The 11,950-nt window shown below is 62.9% G+C and carries 8 protein-coding genes; 3 read left to right on the forward strand and 5 right to left on the reverse strand.

Features of this window, described 5'->3' with window-relative positions:
• Nucleotides 1-3: 3 nt before the first annotated feature.
• The gene (ribB, locus tag E1B25_RS01485) at nucleotides 4-1,125 is read right to left on the reverse strand and encodes a 3,4-dihydroxy-2-butanone-4-phosphate synthase (RefSeq protein ID WP_132826903.1); all 1,122 of its coding nucleotides are present in this window, start codon (nucleotides 1,123-1,125) and stop codon (nucleotides 4-6) included.
• 182 nt (nucleotides 1,126-1,307) lie between these two features.
• The gene (locus tag E1B25_RS01490; protein ID WP_132826904.1) at nucleotides 1,308-1,895 is read right to left on the reverse strand and encodes a riboflavin synthase; all 588 of its coding nucleotides are present in this window, start codon (nucleotides 1,893-1,895) and stop codon (nucleotides 1,308-1,310) included.
• A gap of 211 nt (nucleotides 1,896-2,106) precedes the next feature.
• Between E1B25_RS01490 and E1B25_RS01495 the strand changes: the two genes are divergently transcribed.
• From E1B25_RS01495 to E1B25_RS01505, 3 genes are all read left to right on the forward strand, one after another.
• A complete protein-coding gene (locus E1B25_RS01495; RefSeq protein WP_132826905.1) occupies nucleotides 2,107-3,399 on the forward strand; it encodes a capsule biosynthesis protein in 1,293 nt (430 codons plus the stop codon).
• 95 nt (nucleotides 3,400-3,494) lie between these two features.
• The gene (locus tag E1B25_RS01500) at nucleotides 3,495-4,628 is read left to right on the forward strand and encodes a polysaccharide biosynthesis/export family protein (RefSeq protein WP_132826906.1); all 1,134 of its coding nucleotides are present in this window, start codon (nucleotides 3,495-3,497) and stop codon (nucleotides 4,626-4,628) included.
• A gap of 4 nt (nucleotides 4,629-4,632) precedes the next feature.
• Nucleotides 4,633-6,642 carry a capsular polysaccharide biosynthesis protein gene (locus tag E1B25_RS01505; protein WP_132826907.1) on the forward strand — a complete coding sequence of 670 codons (2,010 nt, stop codon included), beginning with the start codon at nucleotides 4,633-4,635 and terminating at the stop codon, nucleotides 6,640-6,642.
• Between the two features lie 140 nt (nucleotides 6,643-6,782).
• Here E1B25_RS01505 and ribD read toward each other — a convergent pair whose 3' ends face one another.
• The 3 genes from ribD to E1B25_RS22475 all read right to left on the reverse strand — a co-directional run bounded on the left by ribD (nucleotide 6,783) and on the right by E1B25_RS22475 (nucleotide 11,944).
• Nucleotides 6,783-7,889, reverse strand: a complete 1,107-nt coding sequence (ribD, locus tag E1B25_RS01510; RefSeq protein WP_280960238.1) for a bifunctional diaminohydroxyphosphoribosylaminopyrimidine deaminase/5-amino-6-(5-phosphoribosylamino)uracil reductase RibD — start codon at nucleotides 7,887-7,889, stop codon at nucleotides 6,783-6,785.
• Entirely contained in the window at nucleotides 7,886-8,353 is a 468-nt protein-coding gene (nrdR, locus tag E1B25_RS01515) for a transcriptional regulator NrdR (protein WP_132826908.1), read from the reverse strand. Before nrdR ends, ribD begins: the two co-directional genes overlap by 4 nt.
• 336 nt (nucleotides 8,354-8,689) lie before the next feature.
• Complete coding sequence (locus E1B25_RS22475; protein WP_132826909.1) at nucleotides 8,690-11,944, reverse strand: hypothetical protein; 3,255 nt, start codon at nucleotides 11,942-11,944, stop codon at nucleotides 8,690-8,692.
• Nucleotides 11,945-11,950 lie beyond the last annotated feature (6 nt).

Here is an 11,950-nt window from a genome sequence, read left to right on the forward strand (position 1 = left end):
TTCTCAGCCCTCTGTCAAAATCGGGCGTGTGCCCGCAATGGTCAGCCCGAACGCGTCCAGCCCGACATAGCGGGTGCGCGGATTATCGGTCAACAGGATCAGATCGCGCAGCCCGAGGTTGGACAGGATCTGCGCCCCCAGCCCGGTTTGCTTGATGGTGCGCGGGCCTTCCTCCTCGGTCGAGTAAAGCGCATTGCGCGGCTGCCGGAACAGGCAGACCACCCCGCGCCCCGCCTCGGCAATCATATCCATCGCGCGCGGCAGTTCCCGCGCCGATCTTGGCCCCAGCCCCAGAACATCCGACGCCTCGTGCAGCGCATGGGTGCGCGTCAGCACCGGTTCGGGCGTCGAGATATCGCCCTTGATCATCACCACATGCTCGATCCCGTGGGTCTGGTCGGTGAAAATACGCATCTCCCAGTCCCCGCCATATTCCGAGGTCACGGTCTGGCGCGCGGTCTCGAACACCAGATTGTCATGTCGTGCCCGATAGGTGATCAGGTCCGAAATGGTGCCGATCAACAACCCGTGGTCGCGGGCAAAACGCACCAGATCCGGCAGCCGCGCCATGGTGCCGTCTTCCTTCATGATCTCGCAGATCACGCCAGCCGGGTTGAGCCCGGCCAAGCGGGCGATATCAACGGCAGCTTCGGTATGGCCCGCCCGCACCAGAACGCCGCCGCGCTTGGCGCGCAACGGAAACACATGGCCCGGCGTTGCCAGGCTTGCCATCGTGTTCTGCTCGTTGATCGCGGTGGCGACGGTCAGCGCCCGGTCGCCGGCGGAAATCCCGGTGGTGACGCCTTCGCGTGCTTCGATCGAAACGGTGAAAGGGGTCTCGTGGCGCGAGGAATTGTTCATCGCCATCATCGGCAGACCCAAGCGGTCGACCCGCTCGGCGGTCATCGGCAGACAGATCAACCCGCGCCCGTGGGTGGCCATGAAGTTGATCGCCGCGGCATCCGCGAACTCGGCGGCGATCACCAGATCACCTTCGTTCTCGCGATCCTCGTGATCGACCAGAATGAACATCCGGCCCTGACGCGCCGCATCGATGATGTCTTCGATCGGGCTGATCGCGTCGCGCAGACCGGTCTCGACCGGACCAGGGGTTTCAAAGCTCATGGGGCAGCGGCCTTTTCTTGCACTATTCCCTGCGCAGATAGACCACAGCGCCCCTGAATGCCAGCCCCGCCCGCCTGTCATGGGGCGCAGACCCGCCCTGCAGCGGCGCGTTAGACGGACTTTTGCGCAGGCCTCCCAACCGGCCCCATCGACGGCCCGTCCTCTGCCAAGACATCGACGCCCTAGCTGACCTCGTTCAACCGCGCCACATAGCGCGCCAGCGTGTCCACCTCGAGGTTCACCTGATCCCCGACTTTGACCGCGCCCCAGGTTGTCGCGGTCTGGGTATGGGGAATGACGTTGATGCCAAAGGTATCCCCCTCGACCTCGTTCACCGTCAGCGAGGTGCCGTTCAGCGCGACAGATCCCTTGGGCGCGATGAACCGGGCCAGCGCATGCGGCGCGCGAAAGGTGATGCGGGTGCTGTCGCCCTCGTCGGTCATGGCGATCACCTCGGCCACCCCGTCCACATGGCCCGAGACGATATGCCCGCCCAACTCGTCGCCCACCTTCAGCGCCCGTTCCAGATTCACCCTGTGGCCGCTGCGCCAGCCACCCAGACTGGTCTTGGACAGCGTCTCGGCGCTGATCTCCACATCGTACCAATCCGCCCCCAGATCAATCACGGTCAGGCAAACGCCGTCGCTGGCGATCGAGGCCCCGATGTCGATCGTCGCGGTGTCATAGCCGGTGCGGATCCGCGCCCGCAAATCGCCGCGCTGCTCCAACTCGGTCACTGTGCCGATATCGGTGATGATCCCTGTGAACATGGCGCGCCTCCTGCATCCGATCCGCCCGTTAGGTAGCTGCCCCGCCCGCGCCCGGCAAGCCCCCCCGAAAAGCCCACCTGACAAGCACCCTGACAAGTCGTGCGAGCGCCCGCAAGCCGCCGCTTGCGCGGCCCCTCCCGCTCGGTCATAGTTTCGCCAGAAAAAACAGGTATATGCGACCTCGCAGGTATCGTAGCGAGTGGAAGACCACATGACCCGACAGGACCAGACCCAGCGTATTTTCCTGTTCCTGCAGGGACCGCACGGCCCCTTCTTCAATGGACTCGCCCAGATGCTGCGCACGACTGGCGCCACCGTCTGGCGCGTCGGCTTCAATGCCGGCGACCGCGCCTTTTGGCGCCACGGGGCCAGCTATATCCCCTATCGCGGCACGCCGTCGGAGTGGCCCGAGCAAATCGATCACCTGCTGGAAACGCACCAGATCACCGATATTGTACTGTACGGCGACACCCGCCCGGTCCATGCCGAAGCGGTGCGCGCCGCCCAAGCCCGCGGCATCACCGTGCATGTCTTCGAAGAGGGCTATATGCGCCCCTATTGGGCCACCTATGAACGCGGCGGCTCCAACGGCAATTCGCGCCTTATGGACATGACCATCCCCGAGATGAAAACCGCGCTGGCCCTTTCGGATATGGAGGCCCCGCTGCCCCCCGCCCATTGGGGCGACACCCGCCACCATGTGGTCTATGGCGCGCTCTATCATTGGTTCGTGATGTTCTGGAACCGCGGCTACCGCAATTTCCGCCCCCATCGCAACCTCACCGTGACCAAGGAATTCCAGCTCTATCTGCGCCGCCTGCTGCTGATGCCGGTTCACGCCATCGAACGCCGCCTTGCCACCCGACGCATCCGCGACGGCGGCTTTCCCTATCATCTGGTGCTGCTGCAACTGGAACATGACAGCTCGTTCCAGATGCATTCCCCCTTTGCAACCATGACCGAATTCCTGTCGCAGATGATCGAAGGCTTCGCCACCGGCGCCCCGCGCCACCACCACCTTGTGATCAAGGCCCATCCGCTCGAAGACGGGCGTGTGCCGGTGCGCGCCGAGGCCCGGCGGTTGGCCCGACACTTCGGCGTCGAAGGACGGGTGCATTACGTGCGCGGCGGCAAGCTGGCACAGCTTCTCAATGATGCCCGCAGCGCGGTCACCGTCAACTCGACCGCTGGCCAGCAGGTGCTGTGGCGCGGCATCCCGATCAAGGTGTTCGGGCGCGCCGTCTATGCCAAGCCCGAGTTCGTCTCGGGCCAGCCGTTGAGCGAGTTCTTTGCCTGCGCCGCCCGGCCCGACAACCGCGCCTACAAGGATTACCGCCGCTTCCTGCTGGAAACCAGTCAGGTGCCCGGCGGCTTTTATTCCCGCCGCGGTCGGCGTCAATTGCTGCGCCATGTGGTCGATATGATGCTGTCGCCAGAAGATCCCTACGACGCCCTGAAATCGGGCACAGCGGCACCACGGCAACACCTGCGCGCCGTGACCTGACACCCCTGCGCGGTGGGACTGGATTTTTGTGCGGGATTCCGATACATTAAAGAAAAAACCTGAGGCAGAATAAAACAGGTCGAGGAGACCGAGCAGTGAAACCCGTGACTTCCCGGTGGGCTAAGCCCGTCGCGCTGCTGGCTGCGCTTGCGCTGCTGGCATCTTGCGCCTTGCCGCGCGTCGGCCCCAATAAACGTGAAATCTTTGCCGGATCGGTCCAGAAAGAGGGCGATGCCTTTGTCGTGTCGGTGAACGATCGCGTCACCCGCGCCACGGCTGTGGTGCCCGCACTGGGCTTTTCCAGCACCTTCCAAAGTGCCGGACGCCTGACCTCTGACACCATCCGCCCCGGCGACATCCTTGGCCTGACCATCTGGGAAAACGTCGACGACGGGTTGCTGGCCAGCGCCGGCACCAATGCCACCATTCTGGACGAGGTGCAGGTCGACAGCGCCGGGTTCATCTTTGTCCCCTATGCCGGGCGGCTGCGCGCGGCGGGCAATACCCCTGACCGGCTCCGCGACATGATCACCGAACGGCTGCAGGACCAGACCCCGGATCCGCAGGTGCAGGTGCGCCGCGTCGCCGGCGATGGCTCGACCGTATCCCTGGTCGGCGCCGTGGGGGGGCCCGGCATCTATCCGATCGAACGCCCGACACGCACCCTCACCACCATGCTGGCCAAGGCCGGCGGCGTGACGGTCAACCCCGAAGTGGCGCAAATCGTGGTCAACCGTGGCAATGAACAAGGAAAGATCTGGTTTCAGGATCTTTACGACAATCCCAGCCTCGACATCGCCCTACGTGGCGGGGATCGGATTTTGGTCGAAGAAGACACCCGCGCCTTTACCGCGCTGGGGGCCACCAGCGCCCAGGCGCGCGTGCAGTTCCAGACACAGGAGCTTTCTGCGCTCGAGGCGATCGCACAGGTCGGCGGGCTGATCTCGACCTCCTCCGATCCCACCGGAGTCTTTATCTTCCGCAACGAACCCGCCGAGATCGCGGGTCAGGTGCTGGGCCGCGACGACCTGAGCGGCGCGCAACGCATGGTCTATGTGCTCAACCTGACGGAACCCAACGGCATGTTCGTGGCTCGCGACTTTGCGATCCGCGACGACGACACGCTCTATGTGACCGAGGCCCCTTATGCGCAATGGACCAAGACCATTTCGCTGATCGCGGGCTCGATCACCCCGGTCTCCAGCATCTCGTCGCTGGCCGGCGGCTGATATCATGACCGGCCACGAGGGCACGGGGAAAGCCGGGGGCAATTGCCCCCGGCTTTTCGTTTACAACAGCGGCTTCCTGACCCAACGCCGGGTGCGCCGTATCCTCGCCCTGTCCGGCCACCGGATCCGGCTTGGCCTGCCCGGCCCCGAGGATGGTGTCGCCGTCTGGGGTGCCAGCCCGACCGCCCATCGCGGGTTTGCCGTGGCGGCCAAACGCGACGTGCCGGTGCTACGGGTCGAAGACGCCTTTCTGCGCTCGCTGCATCCCGGCCGCGCAGGCGAGCCACCGCTGGGTCTGACACTTGACTGGTCCGGGGCGCATTTCGATCCCAGCCCGCCCTCAGACCTTGAACAGATCCTTGCCACCGCCCCGCTTGATGACAGCGCACTGCTGAACCGGGCGCGCGACGCCATCGCCCGGATACGCGAGATTGGCCTTACCAAATACAGCGGCTTTGACCCCGACGCCCCGCTGCCCGCTCCACCCTATGTGCTGGTGGTGGACCAGACCTTGGGCGATGCCTCGGTCACCGCCAGCGGTGCCGACCGGGCCCGGTTTCGCGAAATGCTGGTCTTTGCCCAACTTGAACACCCCGGCATGCCGGTGGTGATCAAGACCCACCCGGAAACTCAGGCCGGCTATCGCCCCGGCCATTTCGACGCACAGGACGCCAGCGACCGGGTAACGCTGTTAAGCAATGCGGTGAATCCCTGGACCCTGCTTGAGGGCGCCGTGGGCGTCTATACCGTCTCGTCACAACTGGGGTTCGAGGCAATCCTCGCCGGTCACAGGCCCCGCGTTTTTGGCCAGCCCTTCTATGGCGGCTGGGGCCTGACCGAGGACGAAGACCCGGTGCCGCGTCGCCAGCGATCCCTGACCCGCGTCCAGTTGTTCGCGGCGGCGATGATGCTTTATCCCACATGGTACGACCCCTATCGCGACAAGCTTTGCGAATTGGAAACCGTTCTCGACACGCTGGAGGCGCAGGTCCGTGCCTGGCGCGAGGATCGTCACGGCTGGGTCGCCTCGGGCATGCGCCTGTGGAAACGCCGCCCCGTACAATCCATGTTCGGGCGCGAAAAACGCATGATCTTTTCCGACGATCCAGCCAGAGCGGCCGACACCGACCGCCGCCGCATGGTCTGGGCCACCCGCGCCGACCCGGACGACAGCGCCGCGCGGATCGAGGACGGCTTCCTGCGATCGCGCGGGCTGGGGGCAGATCTGGTGCCGCCGCTGTCACTGGTGAGTGACGATCTGGGGATCTATTACGACCCCCGCCGCCCCTCGCGTCTGGAACAGATGATCGCCACCCGCGCCACGCTGCGCACCGACCAAAGCCTGCGCGCCGAACGGCTGATCGCAGCGCTGACCGGTGCCGGGCTCAGCAAGTACAATCTGGGGGGGGAAGTGTACGATCTGCCCCCCGGTCGCCGCATCCTTGTCCCCGGTCAGGTCGAGGATGACGCCTCGATCCGCACCGGCGCGGGCGAGGTGAACACCAACCGCGCACTGTTGCTGGCCGCGCGCGACGCCAACCCGGAGGCGGTGATCATCTACAAACCCCACCCGGATGTGGAGGCTGGACTGCGCCAAGGCGCCGTCGAAGCGCAAGGACTGGCCGATCTGATCGCCGCCCATGCCGAGCCCACAGCCCTGCTGGCCGAGGTTGACGAGGTCTGGACCATGACCTCGCTCATCGGGTTCGAGGCGCTTTTGCGCGGGGTCCGGGTGGTTACCTTTGGCGCCCCGTTCTATGCTGGCTGGGGCCTGACCCGCGATCTGGGCGTGGTGCCCGCGCGTCGCACCGCACGGCCCGGGCTGGAAGGTCTGGTCCACGCCACCCTCATCGATTACCCGCGCTACCGCGATCCGCTCACCGGCCTGCCCTGCCCGGTCGAGGTGATCGTGGAGCGGCTGAGCCGGGGCGAAGTCCCCCGCCCCGCGCTGGCAAACCGGACGCTGTCAAAACTGCAAGGGCTGTTCGCCACCTACGCCCATCTCTGGCGGTAGGCGGGCGGGTTGACGGTTCTGGGTGGGGCTGCGCTTAGGGGATTAAGAGGGGCTCTGCCCCCGGCCTGCGGCCTCCCCCGGAGTATTTTGACCAAGAAGAAGGGCGGATCGGATGGCGTTGCGGGAGATCGGGATCAGGCTCAGACCGGGTCCAGCGCCCGGGTCCAGCGGGTCATCACGTCGGGGCCGAGCGCGCGGGTTTCGATCAGCTTGAACCGCGGCGCCTCGTCCAGACGGCTCAACCCCAGCGCGCCGATCGCCGGCAACCCCTCGGCGCCGATCGCGAGCCCGGCGCTAAAGCCGACCAATTCATCCACCAGATCCTCGGCCAGCAGCGACGCCGCCAACGCGCTGCCGCCTTCGCAGAAAATACGGGTCAGCCCGGCGGCCCCAAGCTGACGCAGCGCGTCATGCGGATCGATCTGCACCCCCTTGGCCGCGCAGGGCAGAAGCTTTGCGCCCAGCCCATCCCAGGCGCGGATGCGTTCAATATCAGCGCCCGCCCCATGGCAAAGCCAGACCGGCACCTCGCCAGCGCCGCGCGCCAGTTGCCCCATCAGTGGCAGGTCCAGATGGCGCGAGATCACCACCCGCACCGGTTGGCGTGTCACCCCCAGATCCCGCACGGTGAGCGAGGGGTCATCGGCCCGCGCCGTGCCTGCTCCCACCATGACCGCATCATGGCGCGCGCGCAGCGCATGCACCGCGCGGCGCGCCTGTGGTCCGGTGATCCATTTGCTTTGCCCGGTCGCGGTGGCAATGCGGCCATCGAAACTGCTGGCCAGTTTCAGCGTGACCAGCGGTCGGCCCTGTTCGGTCTTGAGGAAAAAGCCCGCGTGATCGCGCGCAGCCTGATCGGCCAACACGCCGGTGGTGACCTCGACCTCGTGCAACCGAAGCCGTTCAAACCCCTGCCCCGACACCCTTGCGTCGCTGTCCTGCAAAGGCGCCACCACCCGGGAAATCCCGGCGGCGATCAGCGCGTCGGCACAGGGCGGGGTCTGTCCGTGATGCGAACAGGGCTCCAACGTGACATAGGCCGTCGCCCCACGCGCCAAATCGCCAGCCTGCGCCAGCGCAATCGGTTCCGCATGCGGGCGCCCGCCGGGGCCTGTGGTTCCGCGCCCCACAATGCGACCGTCGCGCACAATGACGCAGCCCACGGCCGGGTTCGGCCAGCATTGACCTTGCCCGCGCCGGCCCAGCGACAGGGCCAGCGCCATGAAGCGCCTATCGCTTTGGCTCACTCTTCCGGTGCTGCGTGGGGTCGCAGCTCGTGCACGAAGCTTTCGAAATCATCAGCGGCCTGGAAGTTCTTGTAGACGCTGGCAAAGCGCACATAGGCCACGGTGTCGATCCGCGCCAAGGCCTCCATCACGATCTCGCCGATCTTCTTGGAGGGAATGTCGGTATCGCCCATGCTTTCAAGCCGTCGCACGATGCCGGAAATCATCTGGTCGATGCGTTCGGGATCAATCGGGCGTTTCTGCATCGAGATCCGGATCGAGCGCTCCAGCTTGTCGCGATCGAAATCCTCGCGTTTGCCGTTGGTCTTGATCACCACCAGATCGCGCAGCTGCACCCGTTCATAGGTGGTGAAGCGACCGCCGCAAGCCGGGCAAAACCGCCGCCGCCGGATCGCCGCGTGATCCTCGGCGGGCCGGGAATCCTTGACCTGCGTATCTATGTTTCCGCAAAACGGGCAGCGCATGAGCCGTCCCCCTCGTTTTCTGATCGGCCTCTGATTGTGGGCGCTGTGGCGCACTTATCCACAACTATAGGCGACCCGCTAGGGTTTGGGTAGAGGGGAAATGTCACCGCTATGGATAGGTTGCAGCAGCGGCTCTTACCCCAGATGCGCCGCAACCCGGCGTTGATGCGGGGCGGTGCGATTGTAGCTTGCCACCGATTCTTGCAGTGTTTGACACTGAATGTTGCAGCAAAGACTTTCAATGCGAGACCTGTTGAAACGCCGTTAAACATCGCTTCAACAGGGGGCGGACAGGCGCGGGACCGGGCTGGCACCCGAAACCCCGCGCCGGTTGTGTTAGACTATTTCCAGCACGGTCCCCGAAATAGCCCGCAGTAGCGTGACTCCTGCGCCCTCGACAATCTGCCCAGCAGTGGCAGACACTCCGAAATCGTCGCCGAATGCGATACTTGGCGACGTGGAAAATAGCACCTGCTCAGAAGCAATATATCCCGTTCTCAGCACCCTCCCCAAACGCCCCGGCGCGATATTCTCCAGCGCAATACCCGCAATGAGTGGTCGGGCATCAGCACTGGTCGCAATCCGGCCAAGGTATTTCGCGCCGTCGTAGGCGACCGCCATACCTTTGATTATCACCGTGTCGGCACTGCTATTTTTCACAGTGGCCTCCCTGTCCAACTGGATCACAGGGGCCTCGTTTTGGTATGGCGTGGACTCGTAAAACGTTGCCCCGCCGCCCGCGCCGGTCATCAGACCATTGAGCGCCGCGATGATCGTCGCGTTGCTATCGCCGCTGTAATCAGCGTCCAGCGTCAGATCGACAGGCGACCCGCCGTCCAGCGTGACAGTCAGCGTCAGCGATCCCGCCGACAGATCGCCCAGCCGGGCGGCCAGCCCGTGCGCCGCCAATTTGTTGATCTTGTGACCCGAGTAGACCCGAGCCGCATAATTTGTTCCGCCCTCGGCTACATCAGGCTGATCGCCAAATAGCACTTCCGCAGCCGTTCCGCTGACCGCGACCGCGCTCGATGCGCCAGCAGTGCCGCGCAATTCAAGCACGTTGTTGTCCTGCGAGGAAGTCCACGCAAACGGGGAACACCCGGACGCAGTAACACGACACATTCCGGTGCCGTTCCCGTGATCCACCAGCGGGGAAGTTGTCAAATACCCGCCACTCTTCACCAGCACATTCCCGTCGATCTGGCACCCGCGCAAAACGACCTCATGCGGCGTCTTGCTGCCCAGTTCAGACATCGCGAATGCGTTACCTCCGTTCCCGTGGGTTAGACGGCAGTGGTCCAATTCAACGTAATTCCCCTCTGCAAAATCTTTGTTGGTGTGAAAACCGAATCCAGTTCCATCGTCGCCGTCAACATCAGCACCACCTACCCAATTCGTCCCGCTCGAATAGATTTTCTCACCGCTGTGTGTGCCGCACCCAATGCCCTGTTCAGCGGTCCATATGAGCAGCGGGTCTCCACCATTGTCGGTCTGCCACTGTCGAGCCTCACCATTGCCGAGATGCTCGACATGGCAGCCCTGTATGTTTTGCATTGCTCGTTTGAGAGAGGCAGAGCTGTCCGAGTGGATCGGATAACGCATATTCTGGCAGGTTACTTTGATGTTTATCAGCCGGGTAGTTTCATTGAGGTAGAAAGTGGAATTGTCAGTAATGTCGGATACTGAAGAGTCTGCGGCCTGATACCCCTTGAACCAAGTATTCTCCATACGGCCAACGCCGACAATATCGGCGTAGGCTGGGAGGAAATACTCAATGTCAGAATAAATTCCTTCATGGACCTCATATTTCACGCGCCGATATTTATTGACGCCCATTCCGCCGACGCCCTGCCCAAGAACCCCCAGACCGTCGATGGCACCTTTGAGCGTCGTATAATCACCAGACCCATCAGGATTGATCACAACCGTGCGGATATAGTCAGGTGTGTCTGCGACCGCCTGTTGGATTACCTCAGAGAATCCATTGGCCCCAATAACGGTGTAAAATGACGATCTAGGCGTGATAGTGTGCGCCGCTCCAGTACCAGCGTTGTTGGTGTTTTGCTGCACTGTCAGCCGGACGTTGGCCTCGCGTCCAGTCAGCACAACGTCAACGGATGCGAGCGCCCGCGTGGGCGTGATCTGTGTCAGTTTCAGGTCTGTGAACACACCGAGGCTGCCTGCCATCCCAGATGTTATTTGCGATGTTACAGAGGCCGCATATCCGCGCTGCATGAGCGCATCCGCACTCGTCTCTAGCTCAAGGAAAAAACGAACAGTTTTTCCCGCGAGGTTCTGCGCGGTGCCGTGGCTCAGCGTGTTTACAGCCGTGACCAAAGACTGGAACCCTGTGACACTATCTCCGACGGAGAACCCCTCCAAATAGTCGGAGCCATTGACTAGTGCGGCACCTCCATTCGCCTGCACCACAATGGTCGTTGGGTATGCCATAGGCGTAGTCATTTTTGGTGCGGAATCTGTAGCGATGATTCCGGACTGCTGGGCGTTATTTAGTGCCAAGAATTCTGCAATTACATCACCGAAACCGTCTTCATCCAAAGGGATGAAATATCCGAGAGGCCCGCCGTGCCAGTGGTGATCCACGCCGAATGTCGCCGCTGGGTTACTCACCCGAATGTAACTATTCAGCAGGGTCTCGGTTCCGATAAACGTATAGTCGTATGAGAAAATCGCAAGCGTGTCGGTAATCTTGGTGATCTGACGATTAACCAGAGTTCCCGTAGTCGGCGAGGCACCGCTGCCATACGTCCACGCCGGTATCGCATCCATTAGACCGCTCGACGTGGCAATGGGGACAATGAATTTTACGGTCCTACCGGCATACAGCGCGCGCTGGTCCTCGCTGATTGGGAATTGGTATCGGATCAAACTCAGGTCGCCAGTCTGTCCAGCCGGTATATTTACCCCGCCCGCAGATACGTCTGCGGCGGCGGCAGATCCATCCCAATATTCTGCGCCACTCGACACGCTCCCGGTATATGTCAACAGTATTTCAGATTTAGCGGTCTGTTCAATCAGCATCGAATTTGACAGAGCCGAGACAAATTCTGTCGTAGCGATCTGCGTCGTGTTGGTCCCTGCGGCTGCTGTTGGTGCGGTCGGCGTCCCGGTCAGCGCCGCGTCAGCGGAATCGGCCTTGAGGTCAAGATCGTCCTGCGTGACCACGCCGCCCTCTTTACGATACCAGTTTGCGGCATACGTCGAGGCGCTGGCGCTGTCGATCAGAGCAGTGATCGTATCGTGCTTGACAAACGTCACACCGTCCACAGTGCCTCCGGTATCCACCTCCCAATAGTGCCCGGTAAGAGCCGCGCCGGCGCCGGGGAATGACCCGCTAGATGCGTCCCATCCGCCCTTGAGTTTCAGGTTGGACGGTATGGTCTCAAGTGCCGTGATCCGGGCCTCTGCCAGTGTAAGATCGGAACTTTTGGCGATATCCGCAGATCCGGCTACCTGTGCCGCCAGCAATGCTATCGGCAATCGCACCATAGAGGTGTCCTTGTGACCGATGACATCATCAATATCGGCGGTGATATCGAGGGTGTCTGATTTGATGCCTGCGTCTGCCATAGAATT

The sequence above is a fragment of the Antarcticimicrobium sediminis genome (genome assembly GCF_004348975.1).
Taxonomy (GTDB): Bacteria; Pseudomonadota; Alphaproteobacteria; order Rhodobacterales; family Rhodobacteraceae; genus Antarcticimicrobium; species Antarcticimicrobium sediminis.